Source organism: Pseudomonas sp. 3296 (assembly GCF_031456615.1).
GTDB classification, from domain to species: Bacteria; Pseudomonadota; Gammaproteobacteria; order Pseudomonadales; family Pseudomonadaceae; genus Aquipseudomonas; species Aquipseudomonas mucoides.
This window is the reverse complement of record NZ_JAVDUY010000009.1, coordinates 164,478-185,303: the sequence shown is the minus strand read 5'-3', so window position 1 is coordinate 185,303 and position 20,826 is coordinate 164,478. Positions and strand designations below refer to the sequence as shown.

The window sequence follows — 20,826 nt, the reverse complement described above, 5'->3', positions numbered from 1 at the left end:
ATTTTATTTTTTTATTATTTGTTATTGTTTTGTAGTGGGGTAAGTTGACACGTTTTGATGTTTTTTTTACTCATCTCTGCTATTTGTTGAAATGAGTTTCTGTACTAGGATGCGTCATCGCAATTGATGCGATCAATTGATTTGTCTGACTGGGCTAATAACAAGTCGTAGATGGATGATGACTAATTTTTAAGTGCACATGGAGTAACAAGCATGACCGGTATTACCAACAAATTTTCCGCTGGCGTAGTTGTAATGATGGCTTTGATGGCTAATGCCTATGCCGGCAACGCTTGCCCGACTGTCGGGGCGATCCAGCAAACAGCGATGAAAGACGGCGGCTTTGTCTACACCGCAGCTGCCAGTAAAGGTCTGCAATGGACAGGCGAGAACCCGATAGCTGCAAAGGAGGATCTGATAGCCGTAGCCTTCGAGGAAGCGTATGTCGTCAACGCGAAAAACTTCGTAGCCTGCGATTACGTGGGACCAAAACGCGAAGGTGTGCGAATGACGTTGAAATCCGCTGACGCGGTGAAGCCAGTGGGCGCTGCCTGGACCAACCAGACCCAGGCCGATGGCAGCGTGCTGCCTCGTTGCGCGGGCGTGGCGCCGGAGCAGTGCACGTTTGAGTAAGTAGCCTCGCGCCGACTTGGTTCAAGCCTGGGTCGGCCACTGCGGCAACGTTCTAAGCAAAAAGCATAAAGATCGCAGTCCTGCGGCAGCTTCTACAGGGGTACATAAAAACCTGAAGAAGCTGCCGTAGGCTGCGATTTTTTGCTTTTGTGCTGCGCCATTTATCTGTCAAATACAAAGCAACCTAACTATTGCGTTGACATTGTCTGCCTAGGCAGTAACATCTCGTCATACATTCACTGCTTAGGCAGTTATTAGGTGAGCAAATGAAACATTTCACCCCGGACGATTTCGAAAACTGCCACCTCGGCCTCCTGCTGGGACGTGCCGCGCTGCTCAAGGACCGGATCATCGACACCCACATGGAACCCCACGGCATCACCGCCGCGCAGTTCAAGGTGATGATTATCGTGGCCCAGTACGGCGTCGATACCCCGGCCGAGTTGTGCCGTCACCTGTCGCTCGACAGCGGCTCGATGACCCGCATGCTTGATCGTCTGGAACAGAAAGGTTTCCTCATTCGCCAACGCTCCGAGGCGGATCGTCGCCAGGTTCAACTGGTGCTGACCGCAGAAGGCCAGAGCCTCGCCGACCGCCTGCCGCATATCGGCGCCGACGCCATGAACGAATTGGCCGGCGCCATCACCCCGGACGAACTGAAAACCCTGGAACAGATCCTCAAGAAAATTCTGGTAGCCGCCGGTGATTCGATCACCCTGCTACGGGTAGGTGACAAATGAACAGTCAAACCCTGCGCACCGGGCTGGGCCTGGTCCTGGCCGCCATGACCCTGGCCGGTTGCGCCAGCTACAGTGGCCTGACCACCGAAGGCAAAAGTCTCGATGCAAAAAACCTCAAGGCCGGACAATCCCTCAGCGGCGTCACCCTATCGCCAGCGGCCTGGCCAAAAAGTGACTGGTGGAAAAACCTCGGCGACCCGCAGCTCGACGGTCTGATCCGCGAAGCCCTGCACGACAGCCCCGACATGCAAATTGCCGACGCCCGTGCGCATCAGGCCAGCGCTGCTGCCTATGCCGCCGACGCCGCGCGCATGCCGACCCTCGATGCGAGCGCCGGCGTCAGCCGTTCGCGTCTGTCGCGGGATCAAGACCCGAGCGGGCAGGGCGGCACTTACGCCACCGTGCGCAATATTGGCGCCAGCTTCAATTACAACTTCGACCTCTGGGGCGGTCAGCGTGACGCCTGGGAAGCTGCATTGGGCCAGGCTCGCGCCGCCGAAGTCGATCAACAGGCCGCGCAGTTGACCCTGTCCGCCGACGTCGCCCGCGCCTACAGCAACTTGGGGCAGGCGCACATCGTCTACGACCTGGCCAATGAAGACCTCAAGCGCACTAAACAAATGCTCGATTTGGGTCAGCGTCGCCTGAGCTCGGGCATCGACAGTCAGTACCAGTTCCAGCAGACCCAAAGCCTGGAAGCCACGTCCGAAGCCAGCCTGATCGACGCCGAAAAACGCCTGAACAGCGCCAAAATCGCCCTGGCGGTGCTGCTCGGCAAAGGTCCGGACCGCGGCAACGAAATCGCCCGACCGAAAATTCTTCAGGCCAGCGCAGTCGCTTTGCCATCGGTGCTGCCCGCCGAGTTGCTCGGCCGTCGTCCCGACCTGGTGGCCGCTAGGTGGCGGGTCGAAGCCGCGAGCAAGAACATCGCTGCCGGCAAAACCCAGTTCTATCCCAACTTGAACCTCAGCGCCGCTGCCGGTGCCGAATCGCTGTTGGGGGATGCAATGTTTGGTTCGGCGAGCCGTTTCTTCAACATCGCCCCCACGATTTCTGTGCCGATTTTCGACGGTGGCCGCCTGCGCGCCGACCTCGATTCCCGCGACGCCGATTACGACCTCGCGGTGGCGCAGTACAACAAAAACCTGGTGAAAGCGCTCGGCGATGTCAGCGACACCATTAACCAGTTGCGCGATATCGGCCGGCAAATCGGTGCCCAGCAGCATGCTACCGACATTGCCCAGGATTCTTACAACACCGTGGTCCAGCGGTACGGTTCCGGCATCGGCAACTACCTGGACGTGCTCAGCATCGAACAGCAATTGCTCCAGGCCCAGCGTCAGTTGGCCAACCTGAATGCCGAGCAGATCGACCTGTCGATCCAATTGATGCAAGCGCTGGGCGGCGGTTTTCAGGGCGAGACCCTGACCGCAGCCAACGCCCTCCCAGCCACGCAGCACAACTAATTCAAGGTATTTGTCATGGCTACTGCCGAAACAACACCAACCCCTGACAACGCACAAGACACCAGCAACCCGCGTAAACGCAAAGTCATGCTGGTCGTTCTGGCCATCGTGGTCGTCCTCGCCGGTGTCGGCGTCTGGGGTTATCACGAACTCTTCGGGCGCTGGAACGAAAGCACCGATGACGCCTATGTGAACGGCAACGTGGTGGAAATCACCCCGCTGGTCACCGGTACCGTGGTCAGCATCGGCGCCGATGACGGTGACCTGGTCCACGAAGGCCAGGTGCTGATCAACTTCGACCCGAACGACGCCGAAGTCGGCCTGCAAAGTGCCCAGGCCAATCTGGCCCGCACCGTGCGCCAGGTACGGGGTTTGTACAGCAACGTCGACGGCATGAAAGCCCAGGTCAACGCGCAGCAAGCCGAAGTGCAGAAGGCCCAGGACAACTTCAATCGCCGGAAAAACCTCGCCGCCGGCGGTGCGATTTCCCAGGAAGAGCTGTCCCACGCTCGCGACGACCTGACCTCGGCGCAAAACGCCCTGGCCAACGCCAGGCAGCAATTGAAAACCACCAGTGCGCTGGTCGATGACACTGTGGTCTCGTCGCACCCGGACGTGATGTCGGCCGCCGCACAACTGCGTCAGGCCTACCTGAACAACTCGCGCAGCACCTTGATCGCGCCGGTCACCGGTTACGTGGCCAAGCGCTCTGTGCAATTGGGCCAGCGGGTTCAGCCGGGCACTGCGCTGATGGCGGTGATTCCGCTGGATCAGCTGTGGATCGACGCCAACTTCAAGGAAACCCAACTGCGTCACATGCGCATCGGTCAGCCGGTGGACATCCAGGCCGACCTGTACGGCAGCGACGTGAAATTCAGCGGCACCATCGACAGCCTCGGCGCGGGTACCGGCAGCGCGTTTGCCCTGCTGCCGGCGCAAAACGCCACCGGTAACTGGATCAAGATCGTCCAGCGGGTGCCGGTGCGGATCCACATCAACGCCGAAGAACTGGCCAAGCACCCGTTGCGCGTCGGTTTGTCGACTCAGGTTGATGTGAACCTGCACGACCAGAGCGGCCCGGTGCTGGCGCAACAGCCCCCGCAAAAGGCCTCGTTCAGCACCAACGTCTACGACCGCCAGTTGGCTGAAGCCGATGCGATGATCACTCAGTTGATCCACGACAACAGCGCGGCGGTCAGCAAGACCGCGCAACGCTGATTCGCCAATCCATCAGCGGCGCCCGGTTAAAGGGTGCCGCGCCCATCCGGTTTCAAAGGATTTGCGATGAGCAATAACGCCTCTTTCACGCCACCCAGCCTGTTGCTCAGCACCATCGGCCTGTCGCTGGCGACCTTCATGCAAGTGCTCGACACCACCATCGCCAACGTGGCGCTGCCGACCATTTCCGGCAACCTGGGCGTGAGTTCGGAGCAGGGCACGTGGGTGATTACTTCCTTTGCCGTGAGCAACGCGATTGCGCTGCCGCTGACGGGTTGGCTAAGCCGCCGCTTTGGTGAAGTGAAGCTGTTTCTCTGGGCCACGGTGCTGTTTGTGCTGGCCTCGTTTCTCTGCGGTATCTCGACCTCGATGCCGGAACTGATCGGTTTTCGGGTGCTGCAAGGCCTGGTGGCCGGTCCTTTGTACCCGATGACCCAGACGCTGCTGATCGCGGTCTATCCGCCCGCGAGGCGCGGTATGGCCCTGGCGTTGCTGGCGATGGTCACGGTGGTGGCGCCCATAGCAGGGCCGATCCTTGGCGGCTGGATTACCGACAGCTATAGCTGGCCGTGGATTTTTTTCATCAACGTGCCGATCGGTGTCTTCGCAGTGATGGTGGTGCGCCAGCAACTCAAGGCGCGCCCGGTGGAAACCAGCCGCCAACCGATGGATTACGTGGGATTGATCACGTTGATCATTGGCGTCGGTGCGTTGCAGATTATCCTCGACAAGGGCAATGACCTGGACTGGTTCGAGTCGAATTTCATCCTGATTGGCGCGGCCATCTCCGTGATCGCGCTGGCGGTGTTCATCATCTGGGAAATGACCGATAAGCACCCGGTGGTGAACCTGCGGCTGTTCGCGTATCGCAACTTCCGCATCGGCACGCTGGTGCTGGTGCTCGGCTACGCCGGGTTCTTCGGCATCAACCTGATCCTGCCGCAATGGCTGCAAACCCAGATGGGCTACACCGCGACCTGGGCGGGGTTGGCCGTGGCGCCGATCGGGATTCTGCCAGTGCTGATGTCGCCGTTTGTCGGCAAGTACGCGCACAAGTTCGACCTGCGACTGCTGGCCGGGCTGGCGTTCCTGGCCATTGGCCTGAGCTGCTTCATGCGTGCCGGGTTCAACAATGAAGTGGACTTCCAGCACATCGCCCTGGTGCAACTGTTCATGGGCATTGGCGTAGCGCTGTTCTTCATGCCGACCCTGAGCATCTTGATGTCGGACCTGCCACCGAGCCAGATCGCCGACGGCGCGGGCCTGGCGACGTTCCTGCGCACACTGGGCGGCAGTTTTGCGGCGTCGCTGACCACCTGGATCTGGATTCGCCGGGCGGATCAGCATCACGCGTATCTGAGCGAAAGCATCACCACATTCGACCCGGCCACCCGTGATGCACTGAACACGCTGGGCGGGGCGGGGAGTCCGGCCTATGCGCAGCTCGATCATGTGCTGACGAGTCAGGCGTACATGCTCTCCACCGTGGATTACTTCACGTTGCTGGGCTGGGGATTCATGGGGTTGATTCTGATTGTGTGGCTGGCGAAACCGCCGTTCGCAGCGAAAGCGGGTCCTGCTGCCTCGGGCCACTAAGCCAAACACAAAACCCTGTGGTGGCCTGTCAGTTCGCAGGAGCGGCCAATCGCGGTGGCGGGGTGAAGTCGAAGGGGGCCAGCGCAAACCCGTTCTCATCCACCTGCAACGCCCAGCCCTGGCGATCCCAATCCCCCAGCACAATGCGTTTGGCCGCCTGCTCACCCAACTGCAACTTGTGGATGGCCGGGCGATGGGTATGGCCGTGGATCAAGGTTTTCACGCCGTATTCCTGCATGATCCGCGGAATTTCCTCCGGTGTGACATCCACGATATCGTTGGCCTTCATCCGCGTTTGCGCACGGCTTTCACTGCGCAGCTTGCGCGCCAGCTTATGCCGGGTGCGCAGCGGTAAATTTCGCAGGATGAACAGGCTGATCGGGTTGCGCAGGTAGCGACGCAGCTTCATATAGGCTTCGTCGCGGGTGCAGAGGCTGTCGCCGTGCATCAATAGCACCGGCTCGTCATAAAACTGCACGACACTCGGGTCCTTCAACAGCGTGCAGCCGGCCTGCTTGCAGAAGGCCTGGCCGAGCATGAAGTCGCGGTTGCCGTGCATCAGAAAAATGGCCGTGCCGCTGTCGCTCAATTCGCGCAGGGCCTGGCAGATGGAACGCTGAAAGGGCGTCATGGCGTCGTCGCCAATCCACGCTTCGAAAAAGTCGCCCAGGATGTACAACGCACTCGCCGAGCGGGCGCGTCCGGCGAGCAAATCCAGAAACGCCCGGGTGATGTCCGGGCGCTCCTCTTCCAGATGCAAGTCTGAAATCAGCAGTATCACGCTTCGATGATCTCGGCTTTCTCGATGATCACGTCTTCTGCTGGCACGTCCTGGTGGCCGGATTTCATGGTGGTGGAAACACCTTTGATCTTGTCGACAACGTCGGTGCCTGCAACGACTTTGGCGAACACGGCGTAGCCCCAGCCCTGAGTGGTCTTGGCGCTGTGGTTCAGGAAGCTGTTGTCAGCCACGTTGATGAAGAACTGGGCGGATGCCGAATGCGGCTCCATGGTGCGAGCCATGGCCACGCTGTACTTCTCGTTCGGCAGACCGTTGTCTGCTTCGTTCTGGATGCTTGGACGCTTGTCTTTCTTTTCTTTCATGCCTGGCTCGAAACCGCCGCCCTGGATCATGAAGTTACCGATGACACGGTGGAAAACGGTGTTTTCGTAGTGACCGGCTTTGACGTACTCGATGAAGTTGGCCACGGTGATCGGGGCTTTTTCAGCGTTCAGTTCCAGGACGATGTCGCCATGGTTGGTGGTCAGTTTGACTTGGGTCATGATCGGTACTCTTTAATGAATTCGTGGGTTTTGGGGCGTCAGGGCCCTTAACCGGTCCGGCCAACAGCAGCCAAGGTGCGCAGTTTAGCGCGACAGGCGTTAATTTCGAGGCTGTTTTTCAAAACAGGTGCATTAAACGCACCTGTTTTAGGGCCCGCTCTGTCAGCAGCTTGACAGCATCGGCTATGATAGCGGCTTTGTTTTGTCAGGCCTTTCGTTCCGGCCACGCACTTGTACGTTCAAGGATCCTATGAGCAAGCCCACTGTCGACCCTACCTCGAATGCCAAGACCGGCCCTGCCGTGCCGGTCAATTTCCTGCGCCCGATCATCCAGGCGGACCTGGACTCGGGTAAGCACACGCAGATCGTCACCCGTTTCCCGCCTGAGCCCAACGGCTACCTGCACATCGGTCACGCCAAGTCGATCTGTGTGAACTTCGGCCTGGCCCAGGAATTCGGCGGCGTCACCCACCTGCGTTTCGACGACACCAACCCGGCCAAGGAAGACCAGGAATACATCGACGCGATCGAAAGCGACATCAAATGGCTGGGCTTCGAATGGTCCGGCGACGTGCGCTTCGCCTCGCAGTATTTCGACCAGTTGCACGACTGGGCCGTCGAGCTGATCAAGGCCGGCAAGGCCTACGTTGACGACCTGAGCCCGGAACAGGCCAAGGAATACCGTGGCACCTTGACCGAGCCGGGCAAGAACAGCCCGTTCCGTGATCGCTCCGTGGAAGAAAACCTCGACTGGTTCGCCCGCATGCGTGCCGGCGAGTTCCCGGACGGCGCCCGTGTGTTGCGGGCCAAGATCGACATGGCCTCGCCGAACATGAACCTGCGCGACCCGATCATGTACCGCATCCGTCACGCGCATCACCACCAGACCGGCGACAAGTGGTGCATCTACCCGAACTACGACTTCACCCATGGTCAGTCGGACGCCATCGAAGGCATCACCCACTCGATCTGCACCCTGGAGTTCGAAAGCCATCGACCGCTGTACGACTGGTTCCTGGACGCGCTGCCAGTACCGGCGCACCCGCGTCAGTACGAATTCAGCCGCCTGAACCTGAACTACACCATCACCAGCAAGCGCAAGCTCAAGCAACTGGTCGATGAAAAGCACGTGTTCGGTTGGGACGATCCGCGCATGTCCACGCTGTCGGGCTTCCGCCGCCGTGGTTACACGCCTGCGTCGATCCGCAATTTCTGCGACATGGTCGGCACCAACCGTTCTGACGGCGTCGTCGATTTCGGCATGCTCGAGTTCAGCATCCGTCAGGATCTGGACCAGAACGCTCCGCGCGCCATGTGCGTGCTGCGTCCGTTGAAGGTGGTGATCACCAACTATCCGGAAGACCAGGTCGAGAACCTCGAACTGCCGCGTCATCCGCAGAAAGAAGAACTGGGTGTGCGCAAGCTGCCGTTCGCCCGTGAAATCTACATCGACCACGATGACTTCATGGAAGAGCCGCCAAAAGGCTACAAACGCCTGGAACCCAACGGCGAAGTGCGTCTGCGCGGCAGCTACGTGATCCGTGCCGACGAAGCGATCAAGGACGCCGATGGCAACATCGTCGAACTGCGTTGCTCCTACGACCCGGAAACCCTGGGCAAGAACCCTGAAGGCCGCAAGGTCAAAGGCGTGGTGCACTGGGTGCCGGCTGCTGCCAGCGTCGAATGCGAAGTGCGTCTGTACGATCGCCTGTTCCGTTCGGCCAACCCTGAGAAGGCCGAAGACAGCGCCAGTTTCCTGGACAACATCAACCCTGACTCGCTGCAGGTACTCACCGGTTGTCGTGCCGAGCCTTCGCTTGGCAATGCACAGCCGGAAGACCGTTTCCAGTTCGAGCGCGAAGGTTACTTCGTCGCGGATATCAAGGACTCGAAACCGGGCGCTCCGGTATTCAACCGTACCGTGACCCTGCGTGATTCGTGGGGCCAGTGATTCAAGGATTTAACGTGCTTACGATCTACAACACGCTCACCAAGAGCAAAGAAGTTTTCAAACCCTTGGATGGCAACAAGGTGCGCATGTACGTCTGCGGGATGACCGTGTACGACTACTGCCACCTGGGTCACGGCCGCAGCATGGTCGCGTTCGACCTGGTGACCCGCTGGTTGCGGTTCAGTGGCTATGACCTGACTTATGTGCGCAACATCACCGACATTGACGACAAGATCATCAATCGGGCCAACGAGAACGGCGAGTCGTTCGAAGCGTTGACCGAGCGCATGATCGCGGCGATGCACGAAGACGAAGCGCGCCTGAACATCAAGAAGCCGGACATGGAACCGCGCGCCACCGGTCATATTCCCGGCATGCACGCGATGATCCAGACCCTGATCGACAAGGGTTACGCCTACGCCCCGGGCAATGGCGACGTGTACTACCGCGTCGCCAAGTTCATGGGCTACGGCAAGCTGTCGCGCAAGAAAATCGAAGACCTGCGCATCGGTGCGCGGATCGAAGTCGACGAGTCGAAACAGGACCCGCTGGACTTCGTTTTGTGGAAAGGTGCCAAGCCGGGCGAGCCGAGCTGGCCTTCGCCGTGGGGCGACGGTCGTCCAGGCTGGCACATCGAATGCTCGGTGATGTCGACCTGCTGCCTCGGCGAGACTTTCGACATTCATGGCGGCGGCAGCGACCTCGAGTTCCCGCACCACGAAAACGAAATCGCCCAGAGCGAAGCGGCCACCGGCAAGACCTACGCCAACGCGTGGATGCATTGCGGCATGATTCGCATCAATGGCGAGAAGATGTCCAAGTCCTTGAACAACTTCTTCACCATTCGCGATGTGCTGGAAAAGTACCACCCGGAAGTCGTGCGTTACCTGCTGGTGTCGAGCCACTACCGCAGCGCGATCAACTACTCGGAAGACAACCTCAAGGACGCCAAAGGCGCGCTCGAGCGTTTCTACCACGCGCTCAAAGGCCTGCCGAACGTGGCACCGGCTGGCGGCGAAGCCTTTGTCGAGCGCTTCACCCAGGTGATGAACGACGACTTCGGCACGCCGGAAGCTTGCGCGGTGCTGTTCGAGATGGTGCGCGAGATCAACCGTCTGCGTGAGAGCGATCTCAATGCGGCGGCGGGCCTGGCAGCGCGCTTGAAGGAACTGGCGAGCGTGCTGGGCGTGTTGCAGCTTGAGGCCGATGACTTCTTGCAGGCTGGCGCTGAAGGGCGTGTGGATGCCGCTGAAGTGGACGCGCTGATTGCTGCGCGTCTGGCGGCTCGTGCCGGTAAAGACTGGGCCGAATCCGACCGCATCCGCGACCAGCTCACCGCCATGGGCGTGGTGCTGGAAGACGGCAAGGGCGGCACGACCTGGCGTTTGGCTGACTGATGATCGTTCCCACGCTCCGCGTGGGAATGCATCTGGGGACGCTCCGCGTCCCATCCCAGAGCCGAACGCGGAGCGTTCGTTCAGGCATTCCCACGCGGAGCGTAGGAACGATCCCTTGTCATTCAGCCTGGCGCAGTCGTTTGTAGAGGGTATTTCGGCTTACCCCCAACCTACGCGCCAGATGCGAAATATTCCCCCCAACTGCCCGTAACTGCCGATTCAAATCCTCGATATCATTCAAATCCACCGCCAGTACCTCAGGCGAATCCACCGGCTCCATCTCCAGATCGACAAAAAAGTCATCCGGCAAATGCTCCGGTCGTACCGGCTGCTCCTCGGCCATGGCCAGCGCCACCTGCATCACGCTGCTGACCTGGCGCAAATTCCCCGGCCACGGATGACGGCCGAACAGTTCCAGCACCTCGCGGCTCAACCCGGCCCACTGCGATGGCTCGCGGTGCTGCTCCCATAAACGTTTGAACAACGCCTGCTTGTCGCTGCGTTCGCGCAGGGGCGGTAGTTCCAGGGTCAAACCGCCGATCCGGTAATACAGGTCTTCGCGGAACCGTCCCAGTTGCACTTGCTCACGCAACGCACGGTTGGTCGCCGAAATAATCCGGATATCGACCGGGAACAGCTCGCTGCTGCCCACCGGTTGTACGCAACGTTCCTGCAATACCCTCAATAACCGGGCCTGGGTCGGCAGCGGCATGTCGCCGATTTCATCGAGAAACAGGGTGCCTTTATCAGCTTTGCGGATCAGCCCGATGCTGCCTTTCTGGTTGGCACCGGTGAACGCGCCTTTCTCGTAGCCGAATAGCTCGGATTCCACCAGTTCGGCGGGGATCGCCGCACAGTTGACCGCAATGAACGGTTGTTTGCTGCGGGAGCTGGCCTGGTGCAGGGCTTTGACGAAGACTTCCTTGCCGACCCCGGTTTCGCCGTGGATCAACAGCGGAATGTCTTTTTCCAGCAGGCGTTCAGCCTGACGCACGGCTTTTTCCACGCGGCTGTCGCCGAAGTGCAGGGTGGTGAGGCTGATCGTTTCGGCTGCCGCCACGACCACCGGTTCAGCGCTCTTGGGTTCAGAAAACAGTCGCGGTTGAATCGGTACTTGTTTCGGCCGCCTCAGCAGGCACTGGAAGCGGTTGCGTCCCGAAGCTTGCAGGGCAAACGGCAGGCCATCGGGCTGGTTCAGCAGTTCCAGCAGGGACACCTTGAACAGACTCTCGATGCTGACCCGCGACAGGCTGATGCCCAACAAGTTATCGGCCCGGCGATTGGCGGACAGCACCTGGCCCGTCTCATCGAAAATCAGCAACCCCGCCCATTGGCTATCCAGGTTGTTCAACCCGGTGTTGAACGTCAGTTGAAAGTGTTGACCATGGAACAGGTTGAGAATCAACCGGTTCTCCACGGTCTGGCTCATCATCTTGACCATGCCAAGGGTGTGGGACGGCGGCAGGTAGCTGTCGCTGGACACGTCCAGCACCGCGATCACTTTGCGCTCGGCATCGAAAATCGGCGCGGCGGAACCGGTCATGAAGCGATTGGCTTTCAGGAAGTGTTCATCGTGTTCGATGTGCACGGCCTGCTCGCAGGCGAGGGCGGTGCCGATGGCGTTGGTGCCGCTGCAACGCTCCATCCAGCTGGCGCCGGCGCTGAAACCACGGGTCAGGCTCGGCTCGATAAAGCGCTGGGTGCCCCACGACGTGAGGACCTGGCCTTGATTGTCGGCGAGCATGATCAGGCAGTTGGAATTGCTCAGGATGTTTTCGTAATACGGCAAGACTTCCTGATGCGTGGTTTGCACCAGGGAATGCTGGCTCTCCAGCAATTGTGCGATGCCTTCGGCCGGCAGCTGATCAAACGCGGGTGCACTCTGATGATCAAGCCCGAAGGCGCGGCAACGCTTCCATGAGTCCTGAATGACGGCGTCGTGGGAGAGCGGCGAGGCGGGTGCGGCCATGGCAGTCGATCTCTGAACATTATTATTTTTGTTGTGGGTAACGCCGTGCGTAATTCGGAATATTTCGCAGTAAAACGGTGTGTAGAGTGTTGTTCACTATTGTTCATTGTCAACCAGCGGATTGTTCAGTTGTTCAGCCTCGGTTGTTCATTTCTGTTCAGCAACGAAAGTGCTCACACCCTTCACTGAAGGATTTTCAAACCAGATCAATAGCTTGCAATTTCTGGCACGAAACTCGCTCTGTAGCTCTGGTCGCTTGACTCCAAATAATAAAAAGGCCGAGCCATGTCATTAACCCTGGAGCACGTCAGCCGCACCGTCGAGGGCCAGACCTGGATCGACGATGCCTGCCTGAGTTTTGAACCCGGTTCCTTCAATGTTTTGCTCGGGCGCACGCTGTCCGGCAAAACCAGCCTGATGCGCCTGATGGCCGGTCTGGACAAGCCCGACAGCGGCCGCATCCTCATGAACGGCGTCGATGTGACCCAGCGCCCGGTGCGTTTGCGCAACGTGTCGATGGTTTATCAGCAGTTCATCAATTACCCGACCATGACTGTCTTCGAAAACATTGCCTCGCCGTTGCGCCAGGGCGGTGTGTCCAATGAGCTGATCCAGAGCAAAGTGCTGGAAACCGCGAAGATGCTGCGCATCGAGAAGTTTCTCCAGCGCCATCCCCTTGAACTCTCCGGCGGCCAGCAACAGCGCACGGCCATGGCCCGCGCGCTGGTCAAGGACGCCGAGCTGATCCTGTTCGATGAGCCGCTGGTCAACCTCGACTACAAACTGCGCGAAGAACTGCGTCAGGAAATGCGCGAGCTGTTCAAGGCCCGCCACACCATCGCCATCTATGCCACCACCGAACCCAACGAAGCCCTGGCGCTGGGCGGCACCACGACCATTCTTCACGAAGGTCGGGTGATCCAGAGCGGCAAGTCGTCCGAGGTCTATCACCAGCCGCAAAGCGTGCTCGCGGCAGAGCTGTTCTCCGAGCCGCCGATCAACCTGATGCCGGGGCGCATTGCCGGCAACGAAGTCAGCTTCGCCAATTTCGTGCACTTCCCGTTGAACGTGGATTTGCGGCCGGTGGGCGAGGGCGAATTCCGCTTTGGCGTGCGGCCGAGCCACATCTCGCTGGTGCCGAGCAACGACGATGACCTGGAGCTGGCCGTGACCGTCGAGGTCGCCGAGATCAGTGGTTCGGAAACCTTCCTGCACGTGCGCAACGAGCACTTCCTGCTGGTGCTGCACTTACCCGGCGTTCACGAGTACGACGTCGACGCACCGATCCGCATCTATATCCCGACCCATAAACTGTTTGTGTTCGATGCGCAGGGACGCCTGGTCCAGGCGCCCGGTCGCCGTATCGCGAGGGTTGCCTGATGGCCGAAATCCGTTTGCAGAACCTCGCCCACAGTTACACCAAAACCCCCAACGGCCCTGAGGATTACGCGATCCGCGAGATGGATCACATCTGGGAGCAGGGCGGCGCCTATGCGTTGCTCGGGCCATCGGGGTGCGGCAAGTCGACCTTACTCAACATCATTTCCGGGCTGCTCAGCCCCTCGCAGGGGCATGTGTTGTTCGACGGCAAAGCGGTCAACGACCTGACGCCGGAGAAGCGCAACATCGCCCAGGTTTTTCAGTTCCCGGTGGTCTACGACACCATGACGGTGTTCGATAACCTGGCGTTTCCGCTGCGTAATCAGGGCATGGCCGAGGCGAGAATTCACAGCAAGGTGCAGGAAATCGCCGAGGTGTTGGACCTGCAGGCGCTGCTGAGCAAAAAGGCCAGCAACCTCACCGCTGACGAAAAGCAGAAAGTTTCCATGGGCCGTGGGCTGGTGCGCGATGACGTCTCGGCGATCCTGTTCGACGAACCGCTGACCGTGATCGATCCACACCTGAAGTGGAAGCTGCGGCGCAAGCTCAAGCAGATTCACGAGCAGTTCAACATCACCATGGTCTACGTCACCCACGATCAGTTGGAGGCTTCGACCTTCGCTGACAAAATTGCGGTGATGTACGGCGGGCAGATCGTGCAATTCGGTACGCCGCGGGAATTGTTCGAACGGCCGAGCCACACCTTTGTCGGCTATTTCATCGGCAGCCCGGGGATGAACCTGATCGAGGTCACGCCGCAACCGGGTGGCGTGGGGTTCGCCTCGACGCACCTGCCGCTGTCCGAGGCGCAACAGCAGCGCATCGCCGAGTCCGAGTGGAAAACCCTGAAAGTCGGCATCCGTCCGGAGTTCGTCCACGTGTGGGAAGAACCCTTTGATGACGCGATGCAGGCACAGGTCGTACACATCGAAGACCTGGGCACCTACAAGATCCTGACCCTGAACCTCGACGGCGCGCCGCTGAAAGTGCGCCTGGCCGAAGACAAACCGGTGCCGGAAGGCACGGCGTACATCAGTTTTCCGGCGCAGTGGTTGATGGTCTATGCCGATGATTACCTGCTGGAGACACAGCCATGAACAAGGTGCAAAACAACAAGGCCTGGTGGCTGGTGTTGCCGGTGTTCCTGCTGGTGGCCTTCAGTGCGGTGATCCCGATGATGACGGTGGTCAACTATTCGGTGCAGGACATTTTCGATCAGTCCAGCCGCTACTTCGTCGGCGCCGACTGGTACAAGCAAGTGCTGCTCGATCCGCGCCTGCATGACTCGCTGCTGCGGCAGTTCATCTACTCGGCCTGCGTGCTGCTGATCGAAATCCCGCTGGGCATCGCCATCGCCCTGACCATGCCGACCAAGGGGCGCTGGTCATCGCTGGTGCTGATCATCCTGGCCATTCCGTTGCTGATTCCATGGAACGTGGTCGGCACCATCTGGCAGATTTTCGGCCGTGCCGACATCGGCCTGCTGGGTTCGAGCCTGAATGCCATGGGCATCAACTACAACTATGCGTCGAACACCATGGACGCCTGGGTCACGGTGCTGGTGATGGACGTGTGGCACTGGACGTCGCTGGTGGCGCTGTTGTGCTTCTCCGGGCTGCGGGCGATTCCGGACGTGTATTACCAGGCGGCGCGGATTGACCGGGCCTCGGCCTGGGCGGTGTTCCGGCACATCCAGTTGCCCAAGCTGAAAAGCGTGCTGCTGATCGCGGTGATGCTGCGCTTCATGGACAGTTTCATGATTTACACCGAGCCGTTCGTGTTGACCGGTGGCGGGCCGGGGAATGCCACGACGTTCCTCAGTCAGACGTTGACCCAGATGGCCGTAGGGCAATTCGACCTGGGACCGGCAGCGGCGTTTTCGCTGGTGTACTTCCTGATCATCCTGTTGGTGTCCTGGCTGTTCTATACCGCCATGACTCACTCTGACGCCAACCGCTGAGGTCTGCCATGAGCAAGAGAAAGCTGATTCCACTGCTGATCTACATCCTGTTCCTGCTGGTGCCGATCTACTGGCTGCTGAACATGTCCTTCAAGAGCAACACCGAAATCCTCGGCGGCCTGACGCTGTTTCCCTCGGACTTCACCTTGCATAACTACAAGGTGATCTTCACCGATCCGAGCTGGTACACCGGCTACCTTAACTCGCTGTATTACGTGAGCCTGAACACGGTGATTTCCCTGAGCGTGGCGCTGCCGGCGGCGTATGCGTTTTCGCGCTATCGCTTCCTCGGTGACAAGCACCTGTTCTTCTGGTTGCTGACCAACCGCATGGCACCGCCGGCGGTGTTCCTGCTGCCGTTCTTCCAGCTGTATTCCTCGATCGGGCTGTTCGACACCCACATCGCTGTAGCGCTGGCTCACTGCCTGTTTAACGTGCCGTTGGCGGTGTGGATTCTTGAGGGCTTCATGTCCGGTGTTCCCAAGGAAATCGACGAAACTGCCTACATCGACGGCTACAGTTTTCCCAAGTTCTTCGTGAAGATTTTCATCCCGCTGATCGGTTCCGGGATCGGCGTCACGGCGTTTTTCTGCTTCATGTTTTCCTGGGTCGAGTTGCTGTTGGCGCGCACGCTGACGTCGGTCAACGCCAAGCCGATTGCGGCGGTGATGACGCGCACGGTGTCGGCTTCCGGCATCGATTGGGGCGTGCTGGCGGCGGCGGGGGTGTTGACCATCCTGCCGGGCATGCTGGTGATCTGGTTTGTTCGCAACCACGTGGCCAAGGGCTTTGCCCTCGGCCGGGTCTGAGGAGCTGATGATGGAATGGATGAGTTGGACGGTCCCGACTGCGGCGTTCTTCATTGTCATTGGCCTGATTCTGGTGGGCATGACGACCTGGGAATTACGTTCGCCGAGCATTCTTCGGCGGGGTTTGTTGCCGATTGCCACCACCCGTGGCGATCGGCTGTTTATCGGTCTTCTCGGCAGCGCCTACCTGCATTTGCTGGTAATCGGCGTCACCGACTGGAGCATCTGGGTAGCGTCCGCGTTGTCCCTGGTGTGGCTGTTGGCTGTGATGCGTTGGGGCTAGTCGAATCGCTCGGCAATGTTGCTCCGAAAATCAAACAGGAGGTCTCTATGTTCGACAAAAACAATAAGCTGCGACATAGCATTTCATTGGCAGCCATGCTGGCACTCAGTGGGTTGAGCGCTGCGGCCTGGGCCGACGCCTATGAAGACGCTGCGAAGAAATGGATTGGCGCCGAATTCAAACCGTCCACCCTGACGGCCGACCAGCAGCTCGCGGAATTGAAGTGGTTCATCAAGGCGGCCGAGCCGTTTCGCGGGATGGACATCAAAGTCGTATCCGAAACCCTGACCACCCACGAATACGAGTCCAAGGTGCTGGCCAAGGCCTTTACCGAGATCACCGGGATCAAGGTGACCCACGACCTGCTGCAAGAAGGCGACGTGGTGGAAAAACTGCAGACCGTGATGCAGTCGGACAAGAGCATCTATGACGGCTGGGTCAACGACTCGGACCTGATCGGTACACACTTCCGCTATGGCAAGACGGAGGCGATCACCGACCTGATGGCCAATGAAGGCAAGAACTTCACCTCGCCGACCCTGGACCTGAAGGACTTCATTGGTATTTCCTTCACTACCGCCCCGGACGGCAAGCTCTATCAATTGCCTGACCAACAGTTCGCCAACCTGTACTGGTTCCGCGCCGACTGGTTCGAACGGCCGGAGCTGAAAGCCAAGTTCAAGGAAAAGTACGGCTACGAATTGGGCGTGCCGGTGAACTGGTCGGCCTATGAAGACATCGCCAAATTCTTCAGCGAAGACGTCAAGGAAATCGACGGCAAGCGGGTCTACGGGCACATGGACTACGGCAAGAAAGACCCGTCCCTGGGCTGGCGCTTCACCGATGCCTGGTTCTCCATGGCCGGTGGCGGCGACAAAGGCCTGCCGAACGGTTTGCCGGTGGACGAGTGGGGCATCCGCGTCGAGGATTGCCACCCGGTGGGCTCCAGTGTGACCCGCGGCGGCGACACCAACGGCCCGGCGGCAGTCTTTGCCACGCAGAAATACGTCGACTGGCTCAAGGCCTATGCGCCACCGGAAGCCGCCGGTATGACCTTCTCCGAGTCGGGGCCGGTGCCGTCCCAGGGCAACATCGCCCAACAGATCTTCTGGTACACCGCGTTCACCGCCGACATGACCAAGCCGGGCCTGCCGGTGGTCAATGCCGATGGCACGCCGAAGTGGCGCATGGCGCCATCGCCGCGCGGTCCGTATTGGGAAGAGGGCATGAAGCTGGGGTATCAGGACGTGGGTTCGTGGACGTTCATGAAGTCCACGCCTGAGAAACAGAAACTGGCGGCGTGGCTGTATGCGCAGTTCGTGACCTCGAAAACCGTGTCGCTGAAGAAAACCATCGTCGGCCTGACGCCGATTCGCGAGTCGGACATCAACTCGCAAGCGATGACCGACCTGGCACCGAAACTCGGTGGCCTGGTCGAGTTCTACCGCAGCCCGGCCCGGGTGCAATGGACCCCGACCGGGACCAACGTGCCGGACTATCCGCGGCTGGCGCAACTGTGGTGGAGCCACATCGCCGAAGCGGCCAGCGGCGAGAAAACCCCGCAACAGGCACTTGATGGTCTGGCCAAGGACCAGGATGCGATCATGTCCCGTCTGGAACGTTCGAAGGCGCAAACCACCTGCGCCCCGAAAATGAACCCCGAGCGCGATGCGCAATACTGGTTCGATCAACCGGGTGCACCGAAGCCCAAGTTGGCGAACGAGAAGCCGAAGGGCGAAACCGTGAGCTACAACGAGCTACTGAAATCCTGGGCGGATGCGCGTAAGTAAACCTCTGTACTGATTAAGGCGAACGGCACCGGAAGGTGCCGTTTTTGTTGGTGCCTGACCCACCGCGATGAGGGCGGCCCTGGCAGCGGATATCTGAAGTCCGATGCTTCAGTGCGCCAGCCCCTCAATCGCAGGAAACCCCAACCGAAACACCGTCATCACTCCCGGCAAGCTCTTAACCTCCGCCCCGCCCTGATGCAGGCTCATGATCGAGCGCACGATGGCCAGGCCCAGTCCGGTGCTGCCTTGTGAACGGCTGCGGCTGCTGTCGACGCGGTAAAAGCGGTCGAACAGATGCGGCAGATGCTGCGCCTCGATGCCCGCACCGGGGTTGCTGACCAGCAGGGAAACCTGCGTCGCGCCTTGTTCAATCAGCAGCGACACCGTTTGCCCGGCGGGGCAGTGGCGCAGGGCGTTGGACAGCAGGTTCGAGATCGCCCGCTGGATCATCAGCCGGTCGCCCATCACCCGGGCACTGCCAATGACAGTCAACTGAATCTGCTTGTCCTGTGCGCACAGGGAAAACAGGTCGGCGACTTTCAGGGCTTCATCTTCCAGCGCAATCAGCTCGAAAGGCGTCAGCGCCGCCGGGTGGCTGACCTGTGCCAGAAACAGCATGTCCGAGACAATCCGCGCAAGGCGATCCAGTTCTTCGGTACACGACACCAAAACGTCCTTGTACTCATCCGTCGTGCGCTCACGGGAGAGCGTCACCTGTGCCTTGCCCATCAGGTTGTTGATCGGCGAGCGCAGTTCGTGGGCCAGGTCATCGGAGAATTGCGACAACTGCTGCACGCCGCTGTCGAGGCGATGCAGCATGAAATTGATGCCCTGCGCCAGTTCACTGAGTTCCTGCGGCATGTTCACCATCGAGAGTCGATGGTCGAGGTCTTGCGTCGACACCATCTCCGCCACTTTACGAAACTCGCGCATCGGTGCCAGGCCACGCTGCACGGCCGCCCAGGCACAGAGGCCGATGAGGATCAGCAGCAACGGCAACGCCATCAGCGTCGTGCGCAGATAGGCACTGAGCAATGCCTGATCGTGGGCATTGTCCATCGACAGCATTACCGGGACGCTGGTGCCGTCCTTCAAGCGGATCAATCGGGAAGCGGTCAGAAACTTTACGCCTTGGGCATCGGTGCTGGTGGAGTAAGCCAGCTGATCGGTGGCCGCCCGCATGACCTTCAGTTCGACGCGCGGGTCGGCCATGCCGGAGCCGGACTTCAACAGCGGTGATCGCAGGTTCGAGCGGTCATAAATCGTTAGCGTCAGGTTGTCATGCCCCATGACCTGATCGAGCAGAATGTGCGGTTTGCCACTGACTTCATTGGCATCGATGTACATCGACAGGCTGTGTTCCACCTGCGCCATTTTCTTTTCCAGACTGTCCCGGGAGAGCGAATTGAGCTCATGGGTCAGGGCGAAATACGCCAAGCTCGCCAGAAACACCACCAACAGCGCCCCGAGAATACTGACCGTCAGTCCCAGGCGCAGCGACAGGCTCATCGGCCTCATTCCCGCGCCTCCAACACATAGCCGACACCGCGCAGGGTATGAATCAACTTGTTGTCGAAGGGGTCATCGATTTTCGCCCGCAAGCGCCGGATCGAGACTTCGACCACGTTAGTGTCACAGTCGAAGTTCATGTCCCACACCAGCGAAATGATCTGGGTGCGGGTGAGCACCTCGCCGGACTGGCGCATCAGCAGATGCAGCAGCGCGAACTCCTTGGTGGTCAGGTCGATGCGCTGCTCGCCGCGAAAGGCGCGGTGGCGTCCCGGGTCGAGTTCGAGGTCGGCGACTTTGAGCACCTGTGGCACCGGAATGTTTTCGCTGCGGCGCATCAAGGTGCGTACCCGCGCCAGCAATTCCGGAAACTCGAATGGCTTGACCAGGTAGTCATCGGCGCCCAGGTCCAGGCCACGAATCTTGTCGGCCAGTCGACCGCGCGCGGTCAACATCATCACCCGGGTAGAGCGGGAATGCCGCAGTTGTTCAAGTACACCCCAGCCATCCAGTTCGGGCAGATTCACGTCCAGGATCACCAGGTCATAAACCTGTTGCAGGGCCAGATGCAGTCCATCGGCCCCTGTTGCCGCGTGGTCAACGATGTAACCACTTTCCGTCAGTCCCTGATGTAAATATTCGGCACTTTTAAGCTCGTCCTCGACGACAAGGATTCGCATGATTAATCACCATTTCTGTTTAAAGGATATGTAACTAAGTTGGTCGGGAAAGTTATTGGTTTTGTAAGGGCGTCCGGACGGGTTTCAATAACGGCGAATTGTACGGGTTTCGTATTTTGCTTCAGCGGTTCTCCGTATCAAGGTGTGCAAGGTAAAGGTTG

18 protein-coding genes are annotated in these 20,826 nt (G+C 59.6%); 13 read left to right on the top strand and 5 right to left on the bottom strand.

Annotated elements, in window-relative coordinates:
- The first annotated feature begins 213 nt into the window (after window positions 1-213).
- The 5 genes from J2X66_RS24620 (at window position 214) to J2X66_RS24600 (ending at window position 5,653) form a co-directional block, all read left to right on the top strand.
- Window positions 214-633: a DUF3757 domain-containing protein gene (locus J2X66_RS24620; RefSeq protein WP_197622302.1), complete on the top strand. Its 420-nt coding sequence runs from the start codon at window positions 214-216 to the stop codon at window positions 631-633.
- Between the two features lie 266 nt (window positions 634-899).
- Entirely contained in the window at window positions 900-1,373 is a 474-nt protein-coding gene (locus tag J2X66_RS24615; protein ID WP_310269741.1) for a MarR family transcriptional regulator, read from the top strand.
- Entirely contained in the window at window positions 1,370-2,839 is a 1,470-nt protein-coding gene (locus tag J2X66_RS24610) for an efflux transporter outer membrane subunit (protein ID WP_310269739.1), read from the top strand. Before J2X66_RS24615 ends, J2X66_RS24610 begins: the two co-directional genes overlap by 4 nt.
- 15 nt (window positions 2,840-2,854) lie before the next feature.
- Window positions 2,855-4,057, top strand: coding sequence for an efflux RND transporter periplasmic adaptor subunit (locus tag J2X66_RS24605; protein WP_310269737.1), 1,203 nt, complete (start codon window positions 2,855-2,857; stop codon window positions 4,055-4,057).
- A gap of 66 nt (window positions 4,058-4,123) precedes the next feature.
- Entirely contained in the window at window positions 4,124-5,653 is a 1,530-nt protein-coding gene (locus J2X66_RS24600; protein WP_310269735.1) for a DHA2 family efflux MFS transporter permease subunit, read from the top strand.
- 28 nt (window positions 5,654-5,681) lie between these two features.
- Here the strand turns inward: J2X66_RS24600 and lpxH are convergent, their stop codons facing one another.
- Window positions 5,682-6,434 carry a UDP-2,3-diacylglucosamine diphosphatase gene (gene lpxH / locus J2X66_RS24595; protein WP_310269733.1) on the bottom strand — a complete coding sequence of 251 codons (753 nt, stop codon included), beginning with the start codon at window positions 6,432-6,434 and terminating at the stop codon, window positions 5,682-5,684.
- Window positions 6,431-6,937: a peptidylprolyl isomerase gene (locus J2X66_RS24590; protein ID WP_310269731.1), complete on the bottom strand. Its 507-nt coding sequence runs from the start codon at window positions 6,935-6,937 to the stop codon at window positions 6,431-6,433. Before J2X66_RS24590 ends, lpxH begins: the two co-directional genes overlap by 4 nt.
- 250 nt (window positions 6,938-7,187) lie before the next feature.
- Between J2X66_RS24590 and J2X66_RS24585 the strand changes: the two genes are divergently transcribed.
- Together J2X66_RS24585 and cysS are read left to right on the top strand one after the other, a co-directional pair.
- Window positions 7,188-8,888: a glutamine--tRNA ligase/YqeY domain fusion protein gene (locus J2X66_RS24585; protein ID WP_310269729.1), complete on the top strand. Its 1,701-nt coding sequence runs from the start codon at window positions 7,188-7,190 to the stop codon at window positions 8,886-8,888.
- Between the two features lie 14 nt (window positions 8,889-8,902).
- Window positions 8,903-10,285, top strand: a complete 1,383-nt coding sequence (gene cysS, locus J2X66_RS24580) for a cysteine--tRNA ligase (RefSeq protein ID WP_310269726.1) — start codon at window positions 8,903-8,905, stop codon at window positions 10,283-10,285.
- Window positions 10,286-10,403: 118 nt separating this feature from the next.
- Here the strand turns inward: cysS and J2X66_RS24575 are convergent, their stop codons facing one another.
- Window positions 10,404-12,254: a sigma-54-dependent Fis family transcriptional regulator gene (locus tag J2X66_RS24575; RefSeq protein ID WP_310269723.1), complete on the bottom strand. Its 1,851-nt coding sequence runs from the start codon at window positions 12,252-12,254 to the stop codon at window positions 10,404-10,406.
- A 285-nt stretch (window positions 12,255-12,539) separates the two neighbouring features.
- On the opposite strand from J2X66_RS24575, the gene J2X66_RS24570 reads away from it, so the two are divergent.
- Genes J2X66_RS24570 through J2X66_RS24545 form a run of 6 tightly spaced genes read left to right on the top strand, consistent with a single transcriptional unit; the run spans window position 12,540 to window position 18,476 of the window.
- Window positions 12,540-13,634 carry an ABC transporter ATP-binding protein gene (locus J2X66_RS24570; protein ID WP_027925087.1) on the top strand — a complete coding sequence of 365 codons (1,095 nt, stop codon included), beginning with the start codon at window positions 12,540-12,542 and terminating at the stop codon, window positions 13,632-13,634.
- A complete protein-coding gene (locus J2X66_RS24565; protein WP_310269718.1) occupies window positions 13,634-14,731 on the top strand; it encodes an ABC transporter ATP-binding protein in 1,098 nt (365 codons plus the stop codon). The genes J2X66_RS24570 and J2X66_RS24565 overlap by 1 nt, the downstream gene beginning before the upstream one ends.
- A complete protein-coding gene (locus tag J2X66_RS24560) occupies window positions 14,728-15,594 on the top strand; it encodes a carbohydrate ABC transporter permease (RefSeq protein WP_027925089.1) in 867 nt (288 codons plus the stop codon). Before J2X66_RS24565 ends, J2X66_RS24560 begins: the two co-directional genes overlap by 4 nt.
- Window positions 15,595-15,602: 8 nt before the next feature.
- Window positions 15,603-16,403: a carbohydrate ABC transporter permease gene (locus tag J2X66_RS24555; protein ID WP_027925090.1), complete on the top strand. Its 801-nt coding sequence runs from the start codon at window positions 15,603-15,605 to the stop codon at window positions 16,401-16,403.
- A 10-nt stretch (window positions 16,404-16,413) separates the two neighbouring features.
- On the top strand, window positions 16,414-16,686 hold the full coding sequence (locus J2X66_RS24550) for a DUF2160 domain-containing protein (protein WP_027925091.1): 273 nt from the start codon (window positions 16,414-16,416) through the stop codon (window positions 16,684-16,686).
- Between the two features lie 47 nt (window positions 16,687-16,733).
- Window positions 16,734-18,476: an ABC transporter substrate-binding protein gene (locus J2X66_RS24545; RefSeq protein WP_310269713.1), complete on the top strand. Its 1,743-nt coding sequence runs from the start codon at window positions 16,734-16,736 to the stop codon at window positions 18,474-18,476.
- A 108-nt stretch (window positions 18,477-18,584) separates the two neighbouring features.
- Here J2X66_RS24545 and J2X66_RS24540 read toward each other — a convergent pair whose 3' ends face one another.
- A complete protein-coding gene (locus J2X66_RS24540; protein WP_310269710.1) occupies window positions 18,585-19,994 on the bottom strand; it encodes a heavy metal sensor histidine kinase in 1,410 nt (469 codons plus the stop codon).
- Window positions 19,991-20,665: a heavy metal response regulator transcription factor gene (locus J2X66_RS24535; protein WP_310269707.1), complete on the bottom strand. Its 675-nt coding sequence runs from the start codon at window positions 20,663-20,665 to the stop codon at window positions 19,991-19,993. Before J2X66_RS24535 ends, J2X66_RS24540 begins: the two co-directional genes overlap by 4 nt.
- Window positions 20,666-20,826 lie beyond the last annotated feature (161 nt).

Excerpts from the sequence above, each read along its gene's own strand:
- J2X66_RS24605 (WP_310269737.1), top strand. The coding sequence starts at position 2,855 with ATGGCTACTGCCGAAACAACACCAACCCCTGACAACGCACAAGACACC.
- J2X66_RS24560 (WP_027925089.1), top strand. The coding sequence starts at position 14,728 with ATGAACAAGGTGCAAAACAACAAGGCCTGGTGGCTGGTGTTGCCGGTG.
- J2X66_RS24555 (WP_027925090.1), top strand. The coding sequence starts at position 15,603 with ATGAGCAAGAGAAAGCTGATTCCACTGCTGATCTACATCCTGTTCCTG.
- J2X66_RS24610 (WP_310269739.1), top strand. The coding sequence starts at position 1,370 with ATGAACAGTCAAACCCTGCGCACCGGGCTGGGCCTGGTCCTGGCCGCC.
- J2X66_RS24575 (WP_310269723.1), bottom strand. The coding sequence starts at position 12,254 with ATGGCCGCACCCGCCTCGCCGCTCTCCCACGACGCCGTCATTCAGGAC.
- J2X66_RS24550 (WP_027925091.1), top strand. The coding sequence starts at position 16,414 with ATGGAATGGATGAGTTGGACGGTCCCGACTGCGGCGTTCTTCATTGTC.
- J2X66_RS24535 (WP_310269707.1), bottom strand. The coding sequence starts at position 20,665 with ATGCGAATCCTTGTCGTCGAGGACGAGCTTAAAAGTGCCGAATATTTA.
- J2X66_RS24585 (WP_310269729.1), top strand. The coding sequence starts at position 7,188 with ATGAGCAAGCCCACTGTCGACCCTACCTCGAATGCCAAGACCGGCCCT.
- J2X66_RS24600 (WP_310269735.1), top strand. The coding sequence starts at position 4,124 with ATGAGCAATAACGCCTCTTTCACGCCACCCAGCCTGTTGCTCAGCACC.
- J2X66_RS24620 (WP_197622302.1), top strand. The coding sequence starts at position 214 with ATGACCGGTATTACCAACAAATTTTCCGCTGGCGTAGTTGTAATGATG.
- J2X66_RS24590 (WP_310269731.1), bottom strand. The coding sequence starts at position 6,937 with ATGACCCAAGTCAAACTGACCACCAACCATGGCGACATCGTCCTGGAA.
- J2X66_RS24570 (WP_027925087.1), top strand. The coding sequence starts at position 12,540 with ATGTCATTAACCCTGGAGCACGTCAGCCGCACCGTCGAGGGCCAGACC.
- J2X66_RS24565 (WP_310269718.1), top strand. The coding sequence starts at position 13,634 with ATGGCCGAAATCCGTTTGCAGAACCTCGCCCACAGTTACACCAAAACC.
- J2X66_RS24615 (WP_310269741.1), top strand. The coding sequence starts at position 900 with ATGAAACATTTCACCCCGGACGATTTCGAAAACTGCCACCTCGGCCTC.
- J2X66_RS24545 (WP_310269713.1), top strand. The coding sequence starts at position 16,734 with ATGTTCGACAAAAACAATAAGCTGCGACATAGCATTTCATTGGCAGCC.
- J2X66_RS24540 (WP_310269710.1), bottom strand. The coding sequence starts at position 19,994 with ATGAGGCCGATGAGCCTGTCGCTGCGCCTGGGACTGACGGTCAGTATT.